This is a genomic window from Niveispirillum sp. KHB5.9 (genome assembly GCF_048066115.1).
In the GTDB taxonomy this organism is placed as follows: Bacteria; Pseudomonadota; Alphaproteobacteria; order Azospirillales; family Azospirillaceae; genus Niveispirillum.
The window spans coordinates 306738-329492 of sequence record NZ_JBLTYX010000004.1 but is presented as its reverse complement, the minus strand read 5'-3'; the positions used below and the strand labels follow the sequence as shown (position 1 = coordinate 329492).

Sequence of the window (22755 nt, the reverse complement as noted above, 5' to 3'; positions counted from 1 at the left end):
GGGACAATGAAAAGGGTCCGCCCCGATCTCCGGAACGGACCCGTCACATAGCACAGCTTATGCGAAAGCGTCTTTGGCTTACTGCGTCGCCTGCGGCGCCTGGGTGCGCTCGCGCAGGGCGTTCAGCAGGGCTTCGAACCGGCCGCCATTGCTTTCGATCAGGCTGGCGAACTCCGAACGCTGGGTCACGCTCATCGACACGTTCTCCACGATCACGTCGATGATCTTGTAGCTGCCATCCTTGGAGCGCACGCGCCAGGAGACGTTGACCGGCGGCTGACCGCCGGGACGCAGTACCTGCGAGGCGACGATGGCATCGTTCTCACCCGATGCCTGGCCGCTGCCGACCTTGAACTTCTCACCCGCATATTGGCTGAAGCGTTCGGCATAGACCTCGACGATCATCTGCTCGAACAGGGTCTGGTATTCCTTCTTCTGGGCGTCGCTGGCGACGTTCCAATATTTGCCCAGCACGAAGCGGCTGATGGTGTTGATGTCGAAATTCTGGTTCAGCAGGTCGCGGAACACGGCCTTGGCCTGATCCTTGGACACCTTGGGGTCGGCCAGGGTGGCGATGGCCTTGTCGCCCAGCGACTGCACGAAGCCGGCGGCGGCTTGCGGGCCCTTGACGTTCTGCGCCAACGCGGTGGCCGGCGCCAGCGTCGGCGCGGCGATCGCGGCCACACCTGCCAGCATCAGCAGGGCGGTGCCGGCCAGCGGCGAACGACGATGGGGGGTCTGCTTGGTCACGTCATCCATTCCTTATGGTCTTGGGCGTCATCTTTCCCGGCGGCCGGGCCGCCGGCAGTGACGCGCGTCACGTCCGGTCATCCATGGCATTAACCATTTGTCATGCTCATGGATAGACGGCAATTGCGTCCGATCTGCGGCTTAAAAGCCATATCGCGATGGCATTATGATTGTGAACCGCCTTCGACGCGGGGCGGATGCGCGGCGGGCAGTCCCTACCGGCCGGCGACCGCCGGCCCGGCGCCTGATGGAACACAAACACACACTTGCGAAGACATAAATATATCTTTATATATTGATTTGAACGTTGTGTGGGTCGGATCGCATGGAATTCCTGTTGAATGCGCTGAAGGCGGCGGCGGAACCGACGCGGTTGCGGCTTTTGTCGCTCTGCGCCCATGGCGAACTGTCCGTCACCGAGCTTACCCAGATCCTGGGGCAAAGCCAGCCGCGCGTGTCGCGTCACCTGAAACTGCTGTGCGAGGCGGGGCTGCTGGAGCGGTTCCGCGAGGGCATCTGGGCCTATTACCGGCTGGCGGAACGCGGGCCGGTGGCGGAACTGGCGCGGACCCTGGTCGATGCCATTCCCGGTGACGACCAGGGGCTGGGCCTTGACCTGGAGCGGCTGGACCTGATCAAGCAGGGCCGCCGCGAAGCCGCCGGCCGCTATTTCAGTGAGAATGCCGCCCGCTGGCACGAGATGCGCGGCCTGCATGTGCCCGAGCGGGAGGTGGAGGCGGCATTGCTGTCGCTGCTGCCCCAGACGGGCGTGGACGATCTGCTGGATGTGGGTACCGGCACCGGCCGCATGCTGGAACTGTTCGGGGATCGCATCGCCCGTGGCCTGGGCCTGGATGCCTCGCGCGAGATGCTGGCCGTGGCGCGCGTCAACCTGGAACAGGCGGGGCTTCGCCATTGCCAGGTTCGGCTGGGCGACATGTACCAGCTGGCGCTGCCCGGCCAGAGCCAGGATGCGGTGATCTTCCACCAGGTGCTGCATTACGCGGAGGAGCCGACGGATGCGATCGCGGAGGCGGCGCGTGTGTTGCGTCCGGGCGGGGTCATGCTGGTGGTCGATTTCGCCCGCCATGACCTTGAATATCTGCGCGAACAGCATGCTCATCGTCGGCTGGGCTTCACGGAGGAGGAGGTGGCCGGCTGGCTGCGCCGTGCCGGCATGACGCCCGAACCCGCCGTCACCCTGCCGGGCGACCCCCTGACCGTCTGCATCTGGCGCGCCACCCGCACCGATGCCCCCGCCACGCGGCCTCGTCCGCTGGCCGCCGCCTGAAGGAAGTTTTCCCCATGAGCCTGAGCGACCTGATGGACGCCGCCGCCAGCCCCGCCCCGTTGATCACCGCACCGGGCGGCCTGACCGTCAGCTTCGAATTCTTCCCGCCCAAGACGGAGAAGATGCATGAGAACCTGTGGGCTTCCATCCGCCGGCTGGCGCCGTTGAACCCCACCTTCATGTCGGTCACCTATGGCGCCGGTGGTTCCACGCGCGAACGTACCCATTCCACCGTGACCGCCATCCAGGCGGAGACGGGCATCCCCGCCGCTGCCCACCTGACCTGCGTGGCCGCGACGAAGGAAGAGATCGACGATATCGCGCGGGAATATTGGGATGCCGGCATCCGCCATATCGTGGCCCTGCGCGGTGACCCGCCGCCGCGTGCCGATGGTACCGGCGGTCTGGGCGGGCGTGGCTATGAACCGCACCCTGGCGGCTATGCCTATGCCGCCGATCTGGTGGCCGGGCTGAAGCGCATCGGCGATTTTGACATCTCCGTCGCCTGCTTTCCGGAGGTGCATCCCGAAGCGCCCAGCGCCCAGGTGGATCTGGACAATCTGAAGCGCAAGGTCGATGCTGGTGCCAACCGCGCTATCAGCCAGTTTTTCTTCGATGTCGATGCGTTCCTGCGCTTCCGCGACAAGGCGGCGGCGGCGGGCATCGATGTGCCCATGGTGCCCGGCATCCTGCCCATCGTGAATTTCACGCGGGCGGCGGAAATGGGGGAGAAGTGCAATACCGCCATCCCCACCTGGATGCGCGACCTGTTCGCCGGCCTGGACGAGGCGCCGGAGACCCGTCACCTGGTGGCGGCGACGGTGGCGGTGGAACAGTGCCGCTATCTCGAAAAGCATGGCGTGAAGCAGTTCCACTTCTACACCATGAACCGCGCCGACCTGACGGTGGCCATCTGCCACATGCTGGGTGTGCGGGCGGCCAAGGGCTGATTTCCCGTTCCCGTCTTTTCCAGGCCGGCGACTGCCGGCCCGCCGCACGCCCGGCGCCTGAGGGAACAATAAAAAAACACAATAAAAAGCCCCCGGCCCAGGAGGGGTTTGGGCCGGGGGCAGTGGCAGGGACATCGGAGTGGTCAGGGCTGACGCCGAGGCGTCATTTACCGCTCCGTGCGGATCAGGGACCGCGTGTCCTTGCCATATTCATATTCGGCCATCTGGTCCAACTGGGCCGTGGTCAGGTTACGCACCTTCACACTGTCGCCCCCGGCCAGAAGGTCGGCATCGCTGATATCGACAGCGACATTCTTCTCGCCCAGGCCCATGAAGCCGCCCGACGAGATGATCAGGGCTTCCGCATCGCCGCTGCTGGCATTGAGGATCACGTCCTCGACCTCGCCCAGCTTCTCGCCATCGGCACCCACGGCCGTGCGGCCCAGAAGCCGTTCAGCGGACGTGCGGTCGATGCCTGGACGCGGGGCGGCCAGAATCTCCGGTGCGGTCTCCCGTTCCGGCAGCACGTCCGGATTCTGGCCGATGCGGCCGGGCTCGACCGTACCCGGAACGGGCGGTGCGGGTTCGGCGGTGCCCGGGGGCACCGTCTGGGCAAAGGCGCCGGTACCCAGCAGCAGGGCTGTAACCGTCGCGGCACCGATCAATCGTGTGCGCATGGTCCTGTTCCTTCCCTCTGTTGACGGTAGGGGCGGCGGGATTGCCCCCGCACCCATACCGGATCAACGGCAGGGAAAGGCAATTGTTCTGTGACCTTGTAAGTATTTGCGCCCTCAGGCGCCGGGCGCCGACATCCGTCGGCTTGGCTTACGCCGCACGTGCGGCGGGCCGGCAGTCGCCGGCCTGCAGCGGCATCAAAGGCTGTTAGAAATCAGGCCCCGCCGGCGGCACCGCGCAGCTGGTCGGCGATCTGGGCCAGACGGGTGCCCAGGTCGCGGGCGGCGACGGCGCTGGCATTCTCGTTCTGGCGGGAGGATGACCGCAGCATGTCGATGGCCCGCGACAGGTCCACCGACAATCCGTCCAGGCGCAGCACGCGTTCGCGCAGGTTCTGGGTCAGTTCCGATACGATGGACAGGTCGCTGCGCTCGCGTCCTCTGGTTTCCTCCAGCACGGCGCGCACGCTGTCGGTGGTGCTGTCCAGCCGGTCGCCCAGCCGGTCGATACCGTCCAGGCGGGCCTTCAGTGCGGTGGCGATGGAAAGCAGATCGGCATTCTCCCGCTCCCGTCCGGCATTGTCGGATGCTGCCAGGGCATGCAGCGCGTCGGTGGCGGCGGCAAGGCCACCGGCCATGCCCTCCACATTCAAGATACGCTGCTGCAGCTTGTCGACCAGACCGAATGCCTGATCGATGGCCACCTTTTCCCGGTTGTCGGCGCTGGCCACCAGCGCATGGACGGCATCGATGGCGGCGCGCAGGCCGCCGGTCAGGTCGATCAGCGCCTGGGGCGTGTTGTCCCGGTCGCGCTGTGCATCCAGTTCGCCGGCCACCTCGCGCATGTCGGCCAGCAGGCGTTCCTGCTGCCCCACGGTGCGCGACAGGGTGGTGGTGGCGATATGCGCTTCCGACGACAGGGCCTTGGTTTCCGCCCGCAGGTCGCCGGTCAGGTCGCGCAGGCGTGCCGTGGCATCGTCCACGCCGCCGGTCAGGCTCTGTGCCAGCCGGCCCGCCGTTTCCCCGATCTCCTTCACCCGGTCGCCGACCTGGGCGGCGCTGCCGCGCAGACGGGCCAGAAGGTCGGCGATGGCCTCATGCTGGCCGGGTTCCACGCGCCGGCGCTCGAACTCCTGGCGCAGCCCGTCGCTGGTCAGGCGCAGGGCATCGACGGCGTCGGCCATGCTATCGGCCCGATCGGAGACATCGGCCATCAATGTGGAGAAGCGGAACTGGATATCGCCGAACTGTTCGGCCAGCGGTTCCAGCTTACCGCGCGTCATGTCCTCGGCGATCTCCGCCGATTGCTGCATGGCGCTGCGGGCATGGTTCATGCTGTCCAGCGCCGTTTCCAGCTTGTAGCTGATTTCCGATGACCGGTCGTCCAGCAGGTCGGCGGCGCGCGATACCTGCAGGCCCGCATCCTCCAGCCGGGCCGATGCCCGTTCCGTCGCCTCGTCGAAGCGGTTGGTGACGCCGCCCAGCGTGGCGACCAGGGCCTTCTCGCCCTCTTCCATGGCGTCGGCGGCCCGCGTGATGCGCGATCCGGTCTGATCCACGGTATTGGCCAGCAGGTCGCCCGAGGCACGCAGCAGCTTCACCGCCGAGAACAGGCCTTGCTGCGCCTCGTCCATGGAGGCTGACAGCGCCTTGGCGGCGTCGCGCGCCTCGACACTGGCATGGCGGATGTCGCTGTCGCTTTCCGTCAGGCTGTCCAGGGTCTCCACGACCTTGGCACCGGTATTGGCCGCCGTATCGGCCAGCAGGTCGGCATTTGAACGCAATGCTGCGATCACATCGTCCAGGCCGGCATGATCCTCGCTGGCATCGAAGGCACGGACCTGGGCCACGGCATGGCCCAACATCTCCGTCGCCTGCCGGATCTCGCGGTTGCTTTCGGTCACGGTGCGCACGGCGGCGGAGCAGAGCTGGTTCACCTGGCCCAGCGTCTCGTTCAGCTGCTGCCTGGTGTCGCCAACAATGCGGCTGACATCATTGCCCAGCATGGCCAGCGACCCGCCGGCCCCGCGCAGCCGCGCGGTCAGCGCCTCGAACAGGTCGGCATACTCACCCTCGAACTTCAGGCGCAGGCGCCCGTCTTCAGTCGCGACGGAGATATCGGGAATCTCGGCTGCATGTTTGCGGAACCCGTCGACGGCGCGGGCCAGATCGCCGAATTCGTCCTCCCGTTCCGCGCCCCAGACCGGTGCGCGCCAGTCGCCGCGCGCCACGCCATTGACGGCCCCCGTTAGTTCGCGCAGCGGCCGCAGAACGCGGGCCCCGATCAGTGACAGGAAAGCGAACAGGGTGGCGACCAGCACCAGCACGGCGGCCCCGCCCAGCCACAGGCCGCGCGTCGCCACATCCTCCAGCCGCGCCAGTTCCACCGCATGCTGTCCGCGCCCACGCTCATCAATGCGGTCGGACAGGGCGGCATAGCGGGTCAGCAGCATGACCGGTGTGGTCTGGCCCAAGGCGGCCGGGCCGGTATTGGCCGATTCCAGGGCGCGGCGCGCTCCGTCCAGCAGGCGCTTCAGGTCGGCGGCCAGTTCCACTTCCTGCGGGGTCAGGCGCTTGCCCTGCAGCCCCCGCAACGCCTGGTCGGCGGCTTCCAGGCTGGTGCGCATTTCCGCCCGCGCCTCGGCATTGCCGGTCTCCGCGAACTGCGCCAGGGCCGACAGGAAGCCGCCATGGCCCATGCGGTCCTGGAAATCGGTGAGCAGGCGGGTCTTGGCCAGCTGGTCGCCGGGCACTTCCATGCTGCCGGACTGCACCTGGAACTGCGCCATCTGGAAGGTGGCACCGGCGGCCAGACCGCCGATCAGCAAGGTGGCGCCCAGGGCCGTGGCGGTGCTGAGGTTCCGCAGCGACGATAGCCGCGATCCCGTGCCCCGCTCCATGTTGCCTCCCCCGCGCGCTTCATATTGGGTCATTCGCGGCAGAGACTAACCAATTCTTGTGCCAACTTCATCCATTCGTTGGCATATCGCCTTCCGTGCGGGGCAGATTGATCCAGGAAGGCGGCTGTGGCGTCAGCAATGCCGGGCCACAGGCCAGGGTGCCCCCCGCCGCCAGCGCATCCAGCCGGATCAGGGCCAGGGCCAGATCACCCCGGCCGGCGCGAATCTCCCCCACATCCGCGCCCTCACGCGTGACGATGGACCCGGCATCGGGCAGGGGGCCGTCGACCTGCACGGGCACCAGCCGCTTCTTCACCAGCCCGCGATATTTGGTGCGGGCCGTCAGTTCCTGGCCGACATAGCAACCCTTGTCCCAGGCAACGCCCCCCAGCTCGTCAAAGCCGTTATCCAGCAGGATCGACTTCTCCGGCAGCAGGTCGCGGCTGCCATCGGGGATGCCCAGGGCGATGCGTGCACGGTCCCAGTCGGCGATATCGCCACCGGCCGGCGTATCGGTAGGCAGGATGAGGCGATGGCCCAGCCCGGCATGGCGCGGGTCCACGATCTGCCAGCCGCCGGGCACGGGCGTCACCGTGCCGCGCTCCGCCGCGTCGGTGTCCAGCCGCGCGAAGATGCCAAGCTGGCCCGTCAGATCGGCCAGTTCCACCTTGGCCCGCAGCCTGAACATGCGCAGCCGACGCAGCAGGTCGTCGCGCCGCGCCGCCTCCACATCCAGCAGCAGCCTGTCGCCATCGGCCAGCACGATGAAATCATGCAGATATTTGCCCTGCGCCGTCAGCAGCGCCGACCAGACGGCACGGCCGTCAAGCCTGGTCACGTCATTGGTGATCAGCCCCTGCAGGAAAGCCACCCGATCCTCGCCGGTAACGGCGATCAGGGCGCGGTCGGGTAGATGGATCAGCGGCAGGTCGGCCATGATGGTCGTTCGTTCCGGGAACGGTTGGGCAGGGTTGCTTACATATAGGCATAGGCACGGCGTTTCGTAGAGCGGATTACGCTTCGCTATTTCCATGGGAAGGGTTTATGCAGGGAGGTGAGGGGCGCTGGTATCTTTGGGCAAGGACGGCGCAGATGTCCGCGTTGAACGGGGAAGGGGACGGGTTCGGCCCCGCCTTCACTTCATTCTTCTGCTTTCTTGGAATTCTGATCCTGGCGGTGCTGGTGCCGCTGGTCCCGCTGGGGATCGCGCCCGGCGTGGCGGCGCTGGCGGTCCTGTCGGTCGGCACCGTGCTCTGGCGCCGTCACCGGCTGCCATTGCCTGACCGGTCCCTGCTGCTGGCGCTGGGTCTTTTCCTGGGCTGGGCCGGGCTCAGCCTGGGTTGGACGGCGGGCGGCAACAAGGCTGCGATCTCCTATTTCAGCTTTCTTTATCTCTGGCTGCCGGCGCTGCTGCTGCTGGTCCTGCTGGGCACCGCCCCGGACCCCCTGGCGCGGCGCATCGCCCGCTGGCTGCTGCCGGCGGTGGCTGTCGGCGTGGTGATCTTCGCCGTGGAACTGCTGGCCGACCAGCCCATCCAGCACCTGGCTGCCCCGCCGGAGAAATCCCCCGTCGATTATGAGCGCGATATCAACCGGGCGGCCGTGCTGCTGGCCCTGCTGGCGGGGCCGGTGGCGCTGCTGCTCTGGCGGCTGGGCCGGCGGGTGCCGGCGGGCGTGGCGCTGTTCCTGCCCGTGCTGATGGCACTGGACAGCACCAGCCAGTCGGCGGTGGCCGCCTTGCTGGGCCTGCTGGTGCTGCTGGGCGTCGGGGTGGTCAGCTGGCGGGCGGCGGCAGGGCTGGTGGCCACGGGGATCGTTGCCGGATTCGCCCTTTGCGGGCCGGTGGCGCACTGGATGGAGGCGGTAGGCCTCTCCAAGCTTTCCTTCCTGCCCTACAGTTTCCGCCACCGCATCATGACCTGGGATTTCGTGGCGAGCCGCCTGGGTGATCATCCCTGGATCGGCTATGGGCTGGAGGCGTCGCGGGCCGTGCCGGGCGGTGACGGGTCATTCCCCGGCACGGGCCTGCGGATGCTGCCCGTACATCCGCATAATTTGTTCCTGCAGGTGCGCCTGGAACTGGGCTGGGTGGGGGCGGTGTTGGCGGCCGCCCTGCTGCTGGTGGGGCTCTACCGGCTGACGCGGCTGGAGGACAGTATCCGGCCCATGGCCATCGCCCTGTTCGGGGCCGCCATCTTCATCCAATGCTTCGCCTATGGGGCATGGCAAGGCTGGCTGATCTGCGGAATGCTGTTTGCCGGTGCCCTGACAGTGCTGGCCGGCCGGATCAGGGCCCCTTCTTGACCAGACAGTCGGTGCCCGCCGCTTTCAGCTTCGCGCACAGGGCGGCGGCATCGGCCTGGGCGGCAAATCCGGTCAGGAAGACACGGGTATAGATGCCTTTGGTGCCCAGGTCCGCCTGCACCAGCGACGGCTGCCGGCCGGCGACAAGGCCGGCCTGTTTGGCGGCGATACCTTTCCAATGCTTCTCCGCCTCCTCCCGCGAGGGCAGGGAGCCGACCTGGATCACCCAGCCGCCGGCCGGGGCGGGCGTGGGTGCCTGAACGGTGGCCGGCGACGCCACGGGGGCCGGTGCTGCTTCCGGCTGTGGTGCGGGCGCGGGGCGGGCAACCGGTATGGCGTTGGCGGGTGCCGCCGGCTTGGGTGCCGGTGCGGCCTGGGGCTTGGCCACGGGGGCTGCCGCCGTGACGGGGGCGGGGGCCGCCTGTGCCGCCACGACCGGGCTGGGGGCGGCCAGCGGCTGGCCCGCCCGGGCCGTCGCCGCCTTGATCTGGTCCGGCGTGGTCTGCGATTCGATCTCTTTTTCCAGTTTGATGGCGGCGACCAGCCGCTTGGCCGAGGCACGCTTGGCCCAGGACAGGGCGTCGACCACATCCTGTTTGGTGCCCAGCCCGAAATACAGCAATGCCGCCAGGTTGTTCTGGGCATGCATGTCGCCGGCTTCCGCCGCCGGGCGCAGGAAGGACAAGGCCTTGGCATAATCGGCCGGCGTATCCTGGCCGAAGGCGTGCAGCGCCCCGACCATACTCTGTGCGCCCACATGACCGCCGCGCGCCGATGCTTCCAGCAGGGTCATGCCCCGGCGCACATCCTTGGCCGTGCCGCGTCCCTGCATCAGCATCTCGCCCGCCAGATACTGGCCGGAACTGTCACCCGCATCGGCCGCCGCGCTGAATTCCTTGAAGGCGGTGGCATAGTCGCCCGCCGAATAGGCGATGCGCCCCGCCTGGATATCGGCCAGGGCCGGCGGGGCGGCGAGCAGGGCCAGGGAAAGGGCCAGGGCGGCGGGGCGGAAGGACGGCTTCATGCGGGCGGGACATCCATCGAAAGGGGTGCCACCTCTTCATAGCGGACAAGGGCGTGCTTGACGATGCCTGTCAAACGGGCTTCAACCTGCCGGCAATATTCCATGACCGGAGTGCGCCTGATGGCCGCCAAGAAGAACCCGCTGAACCTGAACCCCTTGCAGTTGAAGACCCTGACCCTGTTCCAGGCGCTGGCCGAGTTCGAGGATATCACCCGCCCCGCCGGCGATGGCGGCATCGAGGTGCTGGAATTGCCCTTTACCAGCCATGGCAACCATTTCCATCTGGGCCCCTGGCTGGTCTATGCCCAGGACGCCACCGGCCTGCGCAACCCGGCGCCTTGGACGGCGCTGGAACGCAAGGGCCTGATCGTGGGCAGCTTCCCCCTGTCGGTGACGCTGACGCGCGAGGGGCTGGAGTATGAGACGGGCATGCGCCGCCAGATCCTGCAGGGGTCGGATCACTGAGGGTGATGGCAGGCGTGGGTGCCGTAGGTCAGGTCGAGGGCGGAAGCCCGAGCCCTGACATCTTACTGGCACCGTCGCTTGTCAGGGCTCGCTTCGCTCGACCTGACCTACGGGTTGCAGCCGAACCCGGATAAAACAAAACCCGCCGCGTCATTGAAGACGGGCGGGTTTTGTTTTATCCGGGGATGGTGCTGCCGATTGGAATCGAACCAACGACCTCGTCCTTACCAAGGACGCGCTCTACCGACTGAGCTACGGCAGCGCCTTCATCCGGGTCACCGACGACGTTGCCGCCGCGGTGGGCGGCTATGTGCCACTTCAGCCCCGCCCCCGCAAGCAAAAAAAGCCCGGGCCCGTCGATTTTTTCCGCATGCTTGACGTGCGCCTGCGAAAAGTCCAGGAATTCCGCCTGTTTCAGCGCATCGGATCCGCCACCATGACCCAGAGCCCGCCGAAGAAGGATGAACGCAAGGACCGTCTGGCCCAGGCGCTGCGCGATAATCTGCGCCGCCGCAAGGACCAGGACCGGGCGCGCGACGCACAGGAGGCGATGGAGAAGGCCCTGGGCATCGACCCCACGGGGGCCACCACCGAAGGACAGGTGCCCGATACCACGGCTTGAGTGGGCCCGACGGCTGGGCTACAAGGTCTTGCGCGTCGCCGCATGTGCGCGGCGCTGATATTTGGGGACGAGTGGGGGACCGACATGCCGATCATGCCCGACAGCTGGATACGGGAACAGGCGACCAAGCACGGCATGATCGAGCCGTTCGTGGAGGCGCAGAAGCGCGAGGGCGTGATCTCCTACGGCCTCTCCTCCTACGGCTATGACGCCCGCGTCGCGCCGGAATTCAAGATCTTCACCAATGTCGACAATGCCGTCGTCGATCCCAAGAAGTTCGACGAGACCAGCTTTGTGGATCGCACGGTGGATGTCTGCGTCATCCCGCCCAACAGCTTCGTCCTGGCCCGCACGGTGGAATATTTCCGCATCCCGCGCGATGTGCTGGTCGTCTGCCTGGGCAAGTCCACCTATGCCCGCTGCGGCCTGATCGTCAATGTCACGCCGCTGGAACCGGAATGGGAAGGCCATGTGACGCTGGAGATTTCCAACACCACGCCGCTGCCGGCCAAGGTGTATGCGAACGAGGGCCTGTGCCAGTTCCTGTTCTTCCAGGGTGCCAGCCCGTGCGAGGTCAGCTACGCCGACCGTGCCGGCAAATACATGAAGCAGCGCGGCGTGACGCTCGCACGGATCTAGTCACCCGCCTCTGATCCGCCATCATCGCGGCCCATGGTCCGGGCCGCTCCAAGACCCCAGACAGATCGTAACCATCCATGGACAAGCTTCGCATCCGCGGCGGTAACCCGCTGAAGGGCCAGATCACCATTTCCGGCGCCAAGAACGCGGCCCTGCCATTGCAGGCGGCATGCCTTCTGACGGACGAGAAGCTGGTTCTGACCAATCTGCCGCTGCTGGCCGACATCACCACCATGAACCGTTTGCTGGCCCAGCACGGGGTGGAGGTGCATATCGATGGTCGTGACGCGTTCGGGTCCAGCGGCCGGTCGGTGGAGCTGTTCGCCAACGACATCTTCAACACAACCGCCCCCTATGACCTGGTGCGCAAGATGCGCGCCAGCGTGCTGGTGCTGGGTCCGCTGGTGGCCCGGTTCGGTCAGGCCAAGGTAAGCCTGCCCGGCGGCTGTGCCATCGGTACCCGCCCCGTCGATCTGCATATCAAGGGCCTGCAGGCCATGGGTGCGCAGATCGAGATCGAGGGTGGTTATATTCTGGCCAAGGCGCCGGAAGGCGGGCTGGTCGGTGCGGAATTCGTCTTCCCGCAGGTGTCGGTGGGCGCCACCGAAAACCTGATGATGGCCGCCACCCTGGCCAAGGGCGAAACCGTCCTGATGAACGCCGCGCGCGAGCCGGAGATCGCCGACCTGGCCCGCTGCCTGATCGCCATGGGCGCGGAGATCGAGGGGATCGGGTCCGACCGCCTGGTGATCAAGGGCAAGGACCGGCTGCACGGCGCCACCTACTCCGTCCTGCCTGACCGGATCGAGGCCGGCACCTTCGCCATGGCCGCCGCCATCACCGGCGGCGAGCTGGAGCTGCTGGGTGCCCGCATGGATGACCTGAAATCGGTCGCCAAGACGCTGGCCGGCGCGAATGTCAAGGTGACGGAGACGGCCAACGGTCTGCTGGTCGCGGCCACCCAGGGCGAACTGGTGGGCGTGGATGTGATGACCGAACCGTTCCCGGGATTCCCCACCGACCTGCAGGCGCAGATGATGGCTCTGATGTGCGTGGCCAAGGGTGCCTCGATGATCACCGAAACGATCTTCGAGAATCGCTTCATGCATGTGCCGGAACTGACCCGCATGGGCGCCAACATCAATGTCCACGGCTCGTCCGCCCTGGTGCGCGGTGTGCCCAAGCTGACGGGTGCGCCGGTCATGGCCACCGACCTGCGCGCGTCGGTCTCCCTTGTCCTGGCCGGCTTGGCCGCCCAGGGTGAGACGACCGTCAGCCGCATCTACCACCTGGATCGCGGGTATGAGCGGGTGGAGGCCAAGCTGGCCGCCTGTGGTGCCGATATGGAGCGGGTGAAGGAAGAGGATTGAGGCGTAATACCATGTCCCGGTGATCGTAACCGATCACCGGCCTCAGTCGCCGGCGCCGCCATCCGGCGGCTTGGCTACGCGCCACGAGGCGCGCGGCGGCAGTCGCCGCCGAACCAATTCCCGATGAGCCCAACTCATCGGGAATTGGTATAAGGGGATGGTGGCTGCCGCCCCCTTCCCGATGCTACCTTCTGCTGCGACAAGTCCTTGAGGAGCGGCTACCGTGCGGGAGCATCCGATTTTTGAGCGGTTCGACATGCAGATCCCCCATGACGAGGAGGGATTCCATGTGAACAATGTCGGTGTCCGCACGAGCCTGGATTATGACAAGCCGCTGGTCATGGAACGGCTTCCCGGCATGCTGACCAGTGGTGCGGTTCCGTTCCGCCGATCCGCGGGGAACCCGCATCTGCCGGAGCCGCTGTCAGAAGATTATTATGAATGGATCGACCTGCTGACGGCCATTGCCGAGGCCAAGGACCATTTCGTGATGATCGAGTTGGGCGCCGGCTATGGCCGCTGGCTGGCCAATGCGGCCAAGGCGCTAGACCGGTTCCGTGGCCCGCGCATCGGCAGCCGTTTCTTCTGCGGTGTCGAGATGCAGGGGATGCAGTTCCAATGGCTGCAAAGCCATCTGGACCTGAACGGCGTGACAGCGGAGCAGCGCCTGCTTCTGCATACCGGGGTTTCGGACGCCGTTTCCTATGAAATCATGGAACTGCGTAAAAGTACCGATTACAGCACCGCTATTCAGCAGATTCCCGGCGACATATTGAAGAAGTACTACGAGGCCGGCGAACATCTTCTGCAGGTCGACGGGGTTGCGCTCCCCTACCTGATCATCAAGGTCGTGCCGCTGTCCGACGTGCTGCGCGAGGCGGTGGGGCAAGGTGGTGTCGTGGATTTCATGACGATCGACATCCAGGGGGCGGAGTTACGGGCCATCGAAGCCGCGATCGACCCGGTCAGCCGCCAGGTGAAGCGGATGCATATCGGCACCCATGCCCGCGATATCGAGGACCGGTTGCGGCCCCTGCTGGAACAAAATGGCTGGATCATCGACCGTTTCTATGCCGGCGAACGCGAGTTCGATGCGGAATTCGGCCGCTTTTATATCAATGACGGCATCCTCTCCTGCCGGAACAGCCGGTTCATCGCCGGCTGATCCGCGATCTTGTCAACTTATACCAGCGGCTGAAAATATTGACCGATGGTCAAGATTTTCAGCACCTCAGGCGCCGGCGCCAACATCCGTTGGCTTGGCTTGGCTTACGCCGCACGAGCGGCGCGGCGGCGGTCGCCACCGTATCATCGGTCATAGCTATGACCGATGATATTACGCCACGTCCTTGAACGGCCGCAGGTTGGCCAGGAACTGCTGCGCGCAGGATTGCCAGGAGAAGGTCAGGGCATGGTCGCGGCAGGTGGTGGGGTCGATACCCACCGCCTTCAGACAGGCCTCGCGCAGGTCCTGGTGCAGCACGCCGGCCGGACTGTCGGCGATCACGTCCAGGGGGCCGGGCACAGGATAGGCCGCCACGGGCAGGCCCGATGCCAGCGCCTCCAGCAGCACCAGCCCGAACGTGTCGGTGCGCGAGGGGAAGACGAACACGTCGGCGGCGGCATAGTGTCGGGCCAGTTCCTCCCCATGCTTGGCGCCCACGAAGGTGGCGCCAGGATACCTGGCCTGCAATTCCGCCCGCTGCGGACCGTCACCCACCACCACTTTGCTGCCGGGCAGATCCAGGCTCAGGAACGCCTCGATATTCTTTTCCACCGCCACGCGGCCGACGGAGATGAACACCGGCCGGGGCAGATGGTCGAACAGGCCCTTGTCACGCGGCCGGAACAGCTCCGTATCCACGCCGCGCGACCAGCGGCGGATATTGGTGAAGCCGCGCCTTTCCAGGTCGGCCTCGATGCTGGCGGTGGCCACCATCACCGAATGGGCCGGCGAATGGAACCGGCGCACGAAGGCATAGGACAGGGACAGCGGCACCGGCGCCCGGTCGCGCACATATTCCGGGAACCGCGTGTGATAGGCCGTGGTGAAGGGCAGCTTGCGCTTCAGGCAGTAACGCCGGGCCGCGAAGCCCAGCGGGCCTTCGGTGGCGATATGAATGGCGTCCGGATTGGCTTCGTCGATCAGTTGCCGTACCCGCCGGCCGGGCGCCAGGGCCAGGCGGATTTCCGGATATGTGGGCATGGGGACGGTGCGGAACCGGTCGGGGGAGATCACCTCCACCTTGTGGCCCAGCCGTTCCAGTTCGGTCCGCGTCGTCGTCAGGGTGCGCACGACGCCGTTGACCTGCGGATGCCATGCATCCGTGACGATCAGCAGCTTCACGCCGCCGCCTTCAGCGCCGTCCGGGCGGCGACAATATCCGCCCAGCGCAGGATCTCCAGCCGACCGTCCTCGTGCTCGACCAATGCGGTGCATGATTCGACCCAGTCCCCGTCATTTATGTAAAGCACGCCGTCCATGTCGCGCATTTCGGCATGGTGGATATGGCCGCAGATGACGCCGTCCACTTGGCGCCGCCGCGCCTCGTCGGTCAGCGCCGTCTCGTAATCGCCGATGAATTCGACGGCCTTCTTGGTCTTGTGCTTGAGGTAGGCGGACAAGGACCAGTAGGGGAAACCCAGTTTCCGCCTGACCTTGTTCAACACCGTGTTCAGCCAGAGCAGGAAGGTGTAGGCGGTGTCGCCCACGAAGGCCAACCACTTGGCGTAGCGCACGACGGCGTCGAACTGGTCGCCATGGATGACCAGATAACGCTTGCCGTCGGCGGCCGTGTGGATCGTGTCCTCCAGGATCGTCACGCCGCCGAATTGCAGCCCGATATAATCCCGGAACGCTTCGTCATGGTTGCCCGGGATCAGGAAGACCGACGCCCCCTTGCGGGCCCGGCGCAGGATCTTCTGCACCACGTCGTTATGCGCCTGGGGCCAGTACCAGCCCTTCTTCAGCCGCCAGCCATCGACGATGTCCCCCACCAGATAGAGCACGTCGGATTCGGTATGTTTCAGGAAATCCAGAAGCATGTCGGCCTGGCATCCACGCGTCCCCAGATGGATGTCAGACAACCAGATGGCGCGATAGCGCCGCACGTCCCCGTCGCCCAGCATATGTTCCCCCATCGCCGGTCAACCCAATCGTCAATCGTCCGCCTGGAATTAAAGACTAGCCATAGCGGATCGCGGCGTTCTATACCGCTTCATCTGGTATCGTGTCAGCGTCATCTAATGGATAAGGGGCGCGATACGCAGAAACTTCTTGGCATGGTCACTTTTATTACATCGCCATTTCACGTATCCGTCATGGAGGTGTTTTGGAAATGTCACATGGGCTCGGTCGGCGGCTCGCCGTGATCTTCAATCCCGTGGCCGGCCGGCGCCGGCCGGGACTGGTGGAGCAGGTGATGGCCGCCGCCACGGCGGCCGGCGCCGTCGTCTCGCTGCACACGACCGACGCGGCGGGGCATGCCACATCCATCGCCCGCGATCTGGCGCGGTCTGATACGGCCGACGTGATCGTGGCCGCTGGCGGGGACGGTACCATCAATGAGGTGGTGAACGGCATGGCGGCGTCGGGGGTGGCGGAACCGCCCCCCCTGGGCATGGTGCCGCTGGGTACGGCCAATGTCCTGGCGCATGAATTGTCGGCGATGGGTGATGCGCGGCGAATCGGGGAACGGCTGGCCCTGGCGCCGGCGCAGGTGGTGCATGCCGGGCTGGCCAATGGGCGCTTGTTCACGATGATGGCGGGAACGGGCCTGGATGCCCGCGTCGTGGCCGACATCGATCCGGTGCTGAAGCGCCGCATCGGCAAGGGTGCCTATGCCCTGGGCGGCCTGCAGCAGATCCTGGCCAATCCGGGTCTGGATTACAGGGTGACGCTGACGGCACCCGACGGCACGGTCAGCCGGCACCGGGCCGCCAGCTGCATCCTGTGCAAGGGCCATTTCTATGCCGGTACTTTCGTATTGGCCCCCGATGTGCGGCTGGGACAGCCGGTGCTGCACGCCGTGCTGTTCACAAGGCCCGGCCGGCTGGCGGCCATGACTTATGCCAGTGCGATGACGCTGGGCCTGCTGCGCGGGCGGCGGGATGTGCTGGTGCTGCCGGCCATCGCCGCCCGGATCGAGGGGCCGGACGGGGAGCCGGTGCAGGGCGACGGGGATGTCATCGCCCGCCTGCCCGTCGACATATCAATATGGAGTGGGAAGCTGAGGGTGGTTGGCGGGGCGTAAAGCCAGCGGCACAACTTCGTGCCGCTGGAGGCCGGCGACGGCCGGCCCGGCACCTGAGGGAACAAAAAATCAAGCGCTACGCAGCGGCTGGCGCACGCGCTCGCCGGGTTCGATATGGGCCAGGCAGTCGATGATGTTGTCGCCCTTGCGAAACTGGAACCAGCCCTTGCCATCATAGAAATAGAGGCGGTAGGTGCCGTGCAGGTCACGCTCCAGGCGCAGGGTCGGTTCCTGCAGGCCCGGCAGCCAGACCAGCAGCCAGTCGCGGTCCGGGCTGGTCGTGCGCTCCACCTTCTGCCACAGGCCACGGCGGCGCCGGTCGATCAGGATGGACTTCCAGGCAACCAGATCGGTGGGGGTGAAACGCTGGCGGGCGAAGGGCACGATGACGCACATGGGCGACCTCTGGGCTCTGGGATCACGGCTTGGTGCCGCGCATGGCCCAGAATCGGCCGGCATGCTTAATGCGTCCTTAACCGCACCCGGTCCAAAAGCATAGCCCATCCATTGGGATGTGCCGTGGGCTGATACCAGATCCCGGTGAGTGGAACTCATCGGGATCTGGTTCGGCGGCGACTGCCGCCGCGCCGCCCGTGCGGCGTAGCCAAGCCCACGGATGTGGGCGCCGGCGACTGAGGCCGGTGATCGGTTGCGATCACCGGGACTTGGTATGAACGGGAAAAAGCCGTTTCGCACCTGCACAGCGCCGGCATGCGACGAAGGTCGCAGAACGGCCCCTTTCCTGGGCAAACTGGCCGGAAGCGGTGCAAAACCGCATACCCCCAATCCACCCGGACGCAGTTGCGTAGGGGCTGGGGCTGTGTTACATGCTCGCTCGCTTGACGCCGGAGGGTCCTCCTCCGGAGTGGTCGATCATTGCTAACGTCCTGAAATCATTCAGGTCCACGGACTTTAACCGAGGTTACCCAGTGGCAACCGAAGGGACTGGCGTCTCCGAACTCGCCTCGCGTTATGCGAGCGCCCTGTTCGATCTCGCGGATGGGCAGCAGGCCCTGGACCAAACGGCCCAGGATCTGACGTCCGTCAAGGCTCTGCTCGCTGAAAGCGCGGATCTCCGCCGCTTGATCGGCAGCCCGCTGCTCGCCCGCAACGACCAGGAGCGCGCCATGGAGGCCGTTCTGTCGGCCGCTGGCGTTGGCGAACTGGTGCGGAAGTTCGTGGGCCTCGTCGCCCGCAACCGCCGCCTGTTCACCCTGCCGGGCATGATCAACGGCTATCTGGCCAAGCTGGCTTTGCGTCGCGGCGAAAGCACGGCGCGCGTCACCGTGGCCCGCCCGCTGAGCGATGCGCAGTGGAACGAGCTGTCGGCCGCTCTGGCCAAGAGCGAAGGCAAGGGCGTGAAGCTCGATGTCTGGGTCGATCCGTCGCTGATCGGCGGCATGATCGTCAAAATCGGTTCCCGCATGGTGGATAGCTCCGTGCGCACCAAGCTCAATAAGCTGAAACTCGCCATGAAAGGGGTTGGATAATGGAAATCCGCGCCGCTGAGATTTCCGCGATCCTGAAGCAGCAGATCGCGAACTTCGGCACCGAAGCCGATGTCGCCGAAGTGGGCCAGGTTCTGTCCATCGGTGACGGCGTGGCCCGTATCCATGGCCTGGACAAGGTCCAGGCCGGCGAGATGGTTGAATTCCCCGGCGGGGTCAAGGGCATGGCCCTGAACCTCGAAACCGACAATGTCGGCGTGGTGATCTTCGGTTCCGACCGCACCATCAAGGAAGGCGACACCGTCAAGCGCACCGGCGCCATCGTGGAGGTCCCCGTGGGCCGTGGCCTGCTGGGTCGCGTTGTCGACGGTCTGGGCAACCCGATCGACGGCAAGGGCCCGCTGACCGACGTCGTCCGCCAGCGCGTGGAAGTCAAGGCCCCCGGCATCATCCCGCGCAAGTCGGTGCATGAGCCGATGCAGACCGGCCTGAAGGCCATTGATGCCCTGGTGCCCGTCGGCCGTGGTCAGCGCGAGCTGATCATCGGTGACCGTCAGACCGGCAAGACCGCCATCGCTCTCGATACCTTCATCAACCAGAAGGGCATCAACAAGGGCGACGACGAGAGCAAGAAGCTGTACTGCATCTATGTCGCCGTGGGCCAGAAGCGCTCCACCGTGGCGCAGATCGTGAAGACGCTCGAAGAGAACGGCGCGATGGAATATTCCATCGTCGTGGCCGCCACCGCTTCCGAGCCGGCGCCGCTGCAGTTCCTGGCCCCCTACACGGGTGCGGCCATGGGCGAGTTCTTCCGCGACAATGGCATGCATGCCCTGATCGTTTATGACGATCTGTCCAAGCAGGCCGTTGCCTACCGTCAGATGTCGCTGCTGCTGCGCCGTCCGCCGGGCCGCGAAGCCTATCCCGGCGACGTGTTCTATCTGCACAGCCGCCTGCTGGAGCGCGCCGCCAAGCTGAACGACGCCAATGGCGCCGGTTCACTGACGGCCCTGCCGGTCATCGAGACCCAGGCCGGCGACGTGTCCGCCTACATTCCGACGAACGTGATCTCGATCACCGACGGCCAGATCTTCCTGGAAACGGGCCTGTTCTATCGCGGCATCCGTCCCGCCATCAATGTCGGTCTGTCGGTGTCCCGCGTGGGTTCCGCCGCTCAGATCAAGGCGATGAAGCAGGTTGCCGGCTCGATCAAGCTGGAGCTGGCCCAGTATCGTGAAATGGCTGCCTTCGCGCAGTTCGCTTCCGATCTGGATGCCACCACCCAGCGTCTGCTGAGCCGCGGCGCGCGCTTGACGGAGCTGCTGAAGCAGCCCCAGTTCAAGCCGATGCCCGTGGAAGAGCAGGTCGTGTCGATCTTCGCCGGCGTGAAGGGTTACCTGGACAAGGTCCCGACCAACGACGTGAACCGGTTCGAAGCGCGTTTCCTGGACGAAGTCCGGGCCAAGGGCGCTGACATCCTGGCCGCGATCCGCAACGAGAAGGCGATCTCCAAGGAAACCGAGGAAAAGCTGAAGGCTTTCCTCGAAGGTTTCACCAAGGTTTTCGCCTGATCCAAGCACCCGGCAACGGGGCGAATTGAGAGCGTAGGGCTGTCATGCCGAGCTTGAAGGACATCCGAAACCGGATCGCCAGCGTCAAGTCGACGCAGAAGATCACGTCGGCCATGAAGATGGTCGCGGCCAGCAAGCTGCGCCGTGCCCAGGAACAGGCTGAAGCCGGCCGGCCCTATGCGGAGCGCATGGGCCGGATGCTGGCCTCATTGGCGGCCAACGTGGCCGGCGGCCCCGGTGGCCCGCGCCTGATGACCGGGACGGGCAGCGACCAGACCCACCTGCTGGTGGTGATGACCGCCGACCGTGGTCTGGCCGGTGGTTTCACCAGCTCCGTGGTGCGCGATACCAAGCGCGCCATCCTGCGTTTGCAGGCCGAGGGCAAGACGGTGAAGCTGCTGACCGTGGGCCGCAAGGGCCGCGATCTGCTGCGCCGCGAGTTCCCGTCGCTGATCGTCGCGACGTTCGAGGAAGTGGGCAAGAAGAAGCTCTCCTTCGCCGATGCCGACATGGTGACGGCGAAGATCCTGGAGCTGTTCGATGCCGGCGAATTCGACGTTGCCACCATCGTCTACAACAAGTTCAAGTCGGCGATGACGCAGATCGTCACCTTCCAGCAGGTGGTGCCGTTCGCGGCCCCCGCGGCAGGCGACGCCCCGGTCGAAGCCGGTGCCGTTTATGAGTTCGAGCCGAGCGAGGAGGCCATCCTGGCCGACCTGCTGCCGCGCAACCTGGCCATCCAGGTCTATTCCGCCCTGCTGGAGAGTGCTGCGTCATTCTTCGGCTCGCAGATGACCGCGATGGACAATGCCACGCGCAACGCCGGCGAGATGATCAAGAAGTACACGCTGATTTACAACCGCACCCGCCAGGCTTCGATCACGAAGGAACTGATCGAAATCATTTCCGGCGCGGAAGCGTTGTAAATCCACCCGCATTCACGACGAAGTCAAGGTTCCGAGGGAGCTTACCCCATGGCTAACAACAGCAACGCGGTCGGCCGCATCACGCAGGTTCTTGGTGCCGTCGTGGACGTGCAATTCGACGGTGAACTGCCGCCGATCCTGAACGCGCTGACCACCCAGAACGAGGGTAAGTCCCTGGTTCTGGAAGTGGCCCAGCACCTGGGCGAGAACACCGTCCGCACCATCGCCATGGACACGACCGACGGTCTGGTCCGCGGCGCCGAGGTGGTGGATACCGGCAACTCGATCCTGATGCCCGTCGGCCCGGCCACCCTGGGCCGCATCCTGAACGTCATCGGCGAGCCGATTGACGAGCGCGGCCCGGTCGGCCATGACAAGGTCCTGCCGATCCACCGCGAGGCGCCCGACTTCGTCGATCAGGCGACCGACGCCGCCCTGCTGATCACCGGCATCAAGGTCATCGACCTGCTGGCCCCGTACCTGAAGGGCGGCAAGATCGGCCTGTTCGGCGGTGCGGGCGTGGGCAAGACCGTGACCATCCAGGAACTGATCAACAACGTCGCCAAGGCGCACGGTGGTATGTCGGTGTTCGCCGGCGTGGGTGAGCGCACCCGCGAAGGTAACGACCTGTATCACGAGATGATCGACGCCGGCGTCATCAAGACCGACGGCCCAGGCTCCAAGGTGGCCCTGGTGTATGGTCAGATGAACGAGCCGCCGGGTGCGCGCGCCCGCGTCGCCCTGTCCGGCCTGACCATCGCCGAGTATTTCCGCGATGAAGAAGGCCAGGACGTGCTGTTCTTCGTGGACAACATCTTCCGCTTCACCCAGGCGGGTGCCGAGATGTCGGCGCTGCTGGGCCGTATCCCGTCGGCCGTGGGTTATCAGCCCACGCTGTCCACCGACATGGGTGCGCTCCAGGAACGCATCACCTCGACGAAGAAAGGCTCGATCACGTCCGTGCAGGCCATTTACGTGCCCGCCGACGACTTGACCGACCCGGCCCCGGCCACCTCCTTCGCCCACCTGGATGCCACGACAGTGCTGAGCCGTTCCATCGCTGAAATGGCCATTTTCCCGGCCGTGGACCCGCTGGACAGCACCTCGCGCGCTCTGGATCCCCGCATCGTCGGTGAAGAGCATTACAACACCGCCCGCAAGGTTCAGCAGGTGTTGCAGCAGTACAAGGCGCTGCAGGACATCATCGCGATCCTGGGCATGGACGAACTGTCGGAAGAGGACAAGCTGGTCGTGGCCCGCGCCCGCAAGATCCAGCGCTTCCTGTCGCAGCCGTTCCATGTGGCCGAAGTGTTCACCGGCACGCCGGGCGTTCTGGTCTCCCTGGAAGACACCATCAAGGGCTTCAAGGGCATCGTGAACGGCGACTACGACCATCTGCCGGAAGCCGCCTTCTACATGGTCGGCACCATTGAAGCGGCCGTCGAGAAGGCCCGCAAGATGGCCGAGGCCGCCTAAGTTCGCTCCGGACCCCGCCCGCCGGTTTCCGACCGGGCGGGGGATGGGCAAAGGGAGGGGGTGACCCCTCCTTGACGCGTTTTACCAGGGTG

General features: G+C 65.8%; 21 protein-coding genes and 1 tRNA gene. 13 read left to right on the top strand and 9 right to left on the bottom strand.

Going from position 1 to position 22755, the window contains the following annotated elements; genetic code table 11:
* Positions 1-78: 78 nt before the first annotated feature.
* Positions 79-750 carry an MlaC/ttg2D family ABC transporter substrate-binding protein gene (locus ACM9HJ_RS10420; RefSeq protein ID WP_416571648.1) on the bottom strand — a complete coding sequence of 224 codons (672 nt, stop codon included), beginning with the start codon at positions 748-750 and terminating at the stop codon, positions 79-81.
* 325 nt (positions 751-1075) lie between these two features.
* On the opposite strand from ACM9HJ_RS10420, the gene ACM9HJ_RS10415 reads away from it, so the two are divergent.
* Both ACM9HJ_RS10415 and metF read left to right on the top strand, forming a co-directional pair.
* Positions 1076-2041 (top strand): ArsR/SmtB family transcription factor, encoded by a 966-nt coding sequence (locus ACM9HJ_RS10415; RefSeq protein WP_416571647.1) that lies wholly within the window; start codon positions 1076-1078, stop codon positions 2039-2041.
* A gap of 14 nt (positions 2042-2055) precedes the next feature.
* Positions 2056-2991 carry a methylenetetrahydrofolate reductase gene (gene metF / locus ACM9HJ_RS10410; protein ID WP_416571646.1) on the top strand — a complete coding sequence of 312 codons (936 nt, stop codon included), beginning with the start codon at positions 2056-2058 and terminating at the stop codon, positions 2989-2991.
* Between the two features lie 167 nt (positions 2992-3158).
* On the opposite strand, the gene ACM9HJ_RS10405 is transcribed toward metF, so the two are convergent.
* The 3 genes from ACM9HJ_RS10405 to ACM9HJ_RS10395 all read right to left on the bottom strand — a co-directional run bounded on the left by ACM9HJ_RS10405 (position 3159) and on the right by ACM9HJ_RS10395 (position 7502).
* Entirely contained in the window at positions 3159-3668 is a 510-nt protein-coding gene (locus ACM9HJ_RS10405; protein ID WP_416571645.1) for a PRC-barrel domain-containing protein, read from the bottom strand.
* Positions 3669-3880: 212 nt separating this feature from the next.
* Positions 3881-6565: a HAMP domain-containing protein gene (locus tag ACM9HJ_RS10400; RefSeq protein WP_416571644.1), complete on the bottom strand. Its 2685-nt coding sequence runs from the start codon at positions 6563-6565 to the stop codon at positions 3881-3883.
* A 67-nt stretch (positions 6566-6632) separates the two neighbouring features.
* Entirely contained in the window at positions 6633-7502 is an 870-nt protein-coding gene (locus ACM9HJ_RS10395; RefSeq protein ID WP_416571643.1) for a YgfZ/GcvT domain-containing protein, read from the bottom strand.
* 155 nt (positions 7503-7657) lie between these two features.
* Here ACM9HJ_RS10395 and ACM9HJ_RS10390 point away from each other — a divergent pair, with 155 nt between their 5' ends.
* Positions 7658-8869, top strand: coding sequence for an O-antigen ligase family protein (locus tag ACM9HJ_RS10390; RefSeq protein WP_416571642.1), 1212 nt, complete (start codon positions 7658-7660; stop codon positions 8867-8869).
* On the opposite strand, the gene ACM9HJ_RS10385 is transcribed toward ACM9HJ_RS10390, so the two are convergent.
* Entirely contained in the window at positions 8853-9893 is a 1041-nt protein-coding gene (locus tag ACM9HJ_RS10385; RefSeq protein ID WP_416571641.1) for a tetratricopeptide repeat protein, read from the bottom strand. The two genes, ACM9HJ_RS10390 and ACM9HJ_RS10385, sit on opposite strands and share 17 nt — an antisense overlap.
* A gap of 102 nt (positions 9894-9995) precedes the next feature.
* Between ACM9HJ_RS10385 and ACM9HJ_RS10380 the strand changes: the two genes are divergently transcribed.
* A complete protein-coding gene (locus tag ACM9HJ_RS10380) occupies positions 9996-10358 on the top strand; it encodes a hypothetical protein (protein WP_416571640.1) in 363 nt (120 codons plus the stop codon).
* A 186-nt stretch (positions 10359-10544) separates the two neighbouring features.
* Here ACM9HJ_RS10380 and ACM9HJ_RS10375 read toward each other — a convergent pair.
* Positions 10545-10620, bottom strand: a tRNA-Thr gene (locus tag ACM9HJ_RS10375).
* A 174-nt stretch (positions 10621-10794) separates the two neighbouring features.
* On the opposite strand from ACM9HJ_RS10375, the gene ACM9HJ_RS10370 reads away from it, so the two are divergent.
* From ACM9HJ_RS10370 to ACM9HJ_RS10355, 4 genes are all read left to right on the top strand, one after another.
* Positions 10795-10980, top strand: coding sequence for a hypothetical protein (locus ACM9HJ_RS10370; RefSeq protein WP_416571639.1), 186 nt, complete (start codon positions 10795-10797; stop codon positions 10978-10980).
* 84 nt (positions 10981-11064) lie between these two features.
* The gene (gene dcd / locus ACM9HJ_RS10365; RefSeq protein WP_416571638.1) at positions 11065-11619 is read left to right on the top strand and encodes a dCTP deaminase; all 555 of its coding nucleotides are present in this window, start codon (positions 11065-11067) and stop codon (positions 11617-11619) included.
* Positions 11620-11696: 77 nt separating this feature from the next.
* A complete protein-coding gene (gene murA, locus ACM9HJ_RS10360; RefSeq protein WP_416571637.1) occupies positions 11697-12989 on the top strand; it encodes a UDP-N-acetylglucosamine 1-carboxyvinyltransferase in 1293 nt (430 codons plus the stop codon).
* Between the two features lie 223 nt (positions 12990-13212).
* Entirely contained in the window at positions 13213-14154 is a 942-nt protein-coding gene (locus tag ACM9HJ_RS10355) for an FkbM family methyltransferase (RefSeq protein ID WP_416571636.1), read from the top strand.
* A 171-nt stretch (positions 14155-14325) separates the two neighbouring features.
* On the opposite strand, the gene ACM9HJ_RS10350 is transcribed toward ACM9HJ_RS10355, so the two are convergent.
* A complete protein-coding gene (locus ACM9HJ_RS10350; RefSeq protein ID WP_416571635.1) occupies positions 14326-15336 on the bottom strand; it encodes a glycosyltransferase family 4 protein in 1011 nt (336 codons plus the stop codon).
* Complete coding sequence (locus ACM9HJ_RS10345) at positions 15333-16130, bottom strand: UDP-2,3-diacylglucosamine diphosphatase (RefSeq protein ID WP_416571634.1); 798 nt, start codon at positions 16128-16130, stop codon at positions 15333-15335. The genes ACM9HJ_RS10350 and ACM9HJ_RS10345 overlap by 4 nt, the downstream gene beginning before the upstream one ends.
* Before the next feature lie 197 nt (positions 16131-16327).
* Between ACM9HJ_RS10345 and ACM9HJ_RS10340 the strand changes: the two genes are divergently transcribed.
* Positions 16328-17242, top strand: a complete 915-nt coding sequence (locus ACM9HJ_RS10340) for a diacylglycerol/lipid kinase family protein (protein WP_416571633.1) — start codon at positions 16328-16330, stop codon at positions 17240-17242.
* A gap of 69 nt (positions 17243-17311) precedes the next feature.
* On the opposite strand, the gene ACM9HJ_RS10335 is transcribed toward ACM9HJ_RS10340, so the two are convergent.
* A complete protein-coding gene (locus tag ACM9HJ_RS10335) occupies positions 17312-17638 on the bottom strand; it encodes a hypothetical protein (protein WP_416571632.1) in 327 nt (108 codons plus the stop codon).
* 533 nt (positions 17639-18171) lie between these two features.
* Here ACM9HJ_RS10335 and ACM9HJ_RS10330 point away from each other — a divergent pair.
* From ACM9HJ_RS10330 to atpD, 4 genes are read left to right on the top strand one after another with little or no spacing between them, the layout of a single operon-like run.
* Positions 18172-18732: a F0F1 ATP synthase subunit delta gene (locus ACM9HJ_RS10330; protein ID WP_416571631.1), complete on the top strand. Its 561-nt coding sequence runs from the start codon at positions 18172-18174 to the stop codon at positions 18730-18732.
* Positions 18732-20261, top strand: a complete 1530-nt coding sequence (gene atpA, locus ACM9HJ_RS10325) for a F0F1 ATP synthase subunit alpha (protein WP_416571630.1) — start codon at positions 18732-18734, stop codon at positions 20259-20261. Before ACM9HJ_RS10330 ends, atpA begins: the two co-directional genes overlap by 1 nt.
* A 44-nt stretch (positions 20262-20305) precedes the next feature.
* Positions 20306-21187: a F0F1 ATP synthase subunit gamma gene (locus ACM9HJ_RS10320; RefSeq protein WP_416571629.1), complete on the top strand. Its 882-nt coding sequence runs from the start codon at positions 20306-20308 to the stop codon at positions 21185-21187.
* A gap of 48 nt (positions 21188-21235) precedes the next feature.
* On the top strand, positions 21236-22663 hold the full coding sequence (gene atpD, locus ACM9HJ_RS10315) for a F0F1 ATP synthase subunit beta (RefSeq protein WP_416571628.1): 1428 nt from the start codon (positions 21236-21238) through the stop codon (positions 22661-22663).
* Positions 22664-22755: the final 92 nt, after the last annotated feature.

What these genes read in the sequence shown, in the direction of transcription:
- ACM9HJ_RS10385 (WP_416571641.1), bottom strand. Translation starts at nt 9,893, where the DNA reads ATGAAGCCGTCCTTCCGCCCCGCCGCCCTGGCCCTTTCCCTGGCCCTG.
- ACM9HJ_RS10380 (WP_416571640.1), top strand. Translation starts at nt 9,996, where the DNA reads ATGACCGGAGTGCGCCTGATGGCCGCCAAGAAGAACCCGCTGAACCTG.
- ACM9HJ_RS10400 (WP_416571644.1), bottom strand. Translation starts at nt 6,565, where the DNA reads ATGGAGCGGGGCACGGGATCGCGGCTATCGTCGCTGCGGAACCTCAGC.
- atpA (WP_416571630.1), top strand. Translation starts at nt 18,732, where the DNA reads ATGGAAATCCGCGCCGCTGAGATTTCCGCGATCCTGAAGCAGCAGATC.
- metF (WP_416571646.1), top strand. Translation starts at nt 2,056, where the DNA reads ATGAGCCTGAGCGACCTGATGGACGCCGCCGCCAGCCCCGCCCCGTTG.
- ACM9HJ_RS10335 (WP_416571632.1), bottom strand. Translation starts at nt 17,638, where the DNA reads ATGTGCGTCATCGTGCCCTTCGCCCGCCAGCGTTTCACCCCCACCGAT.
- ACM9HJ_RS10340 (WP_416571633.1), top strand. Translation starts at nt 16,328, where the DNA reads ATGTCACATGGGCTCGGTCGGCGGCTCGCCGTGATCTTCAATCCCGTG.
- ACM9HJ_RS10415 (WP_416571647.1), top strand. Translation starts at nt 1,076, where the DNA reads ATGGAATTCCTGTTGAATGCGCTGAAGGCGGCGGCGGAACCGACGCGG.
- ACM9HJ_RS10370 (WP_416571639.1), top strand. Translation starts at nt 10,795, where the DNA reads ATGACCCAGAGCCCGCCGAAGAAGGATGAACGCAAGGACCGTCTGGCC.
- murA (WP_416571637.1), top strand. Translation starts at nt 11,697, where the DNA reads ATGGACAAGCTTCGCATCCGCGGCGGTAACCCGCTGAAGGGCCAGATC.
- atpD (WP_416571628.1), top strand. Translation starts at nt 21,236, where the DNA reads ATGGCTAACAACAGCAACGCGGTCGGCCGCATCACGCAGGTTCTTGGT.
- dcd (WP_416571638.1), top strand. Translation starts at nt 11,065, where the DNA reads ATGCCGATCATGCCCGACAGCTGGATACGGGAACAGGCGACCAAGCAC.
- ACM9HJ_RS10345 (WP_416571634.1), bottom strand. Translation starts at nt 16,130, where the DNA reads ATGGGGGAACATATGCTGGGCGACGGGGACGTGCGGCGCTATCGCGCC.
- ACM9HJ_RS10395 (WP_416571643.1), bottom strand. Translation starts at nt 7,502, where the DNA reads ATGGCCGACCTGCCGCTGATCCATCTACCCGACCGCGCCCTGATCGCC.
- ACM9HJ_RS10320 (WP_416571629.1), top strand. Translation starts at nt 20,306, where the DNA reads ATGCCGAGCTTGAAGGACATCCGAAACCGGATCGCCAGCGTCAAGTCG.
- ACM9HJ_RS10390 (WP_416571642.1), top strand. Translation starts at nt 7,658, where the DNA reads ATGTCCGCGTTGAACGGGGAAGGGGACGGGTTCGGCCCCGCCTTCACT.
- ACM9HJ_RS10405 (WP_416571645.1), bottom strand. Translation starts at nt 3,668, where the DNA reads ATGCGCACACGATTGATCGGTGCCGCGACGGTTACAGCCCTGCTGCTG.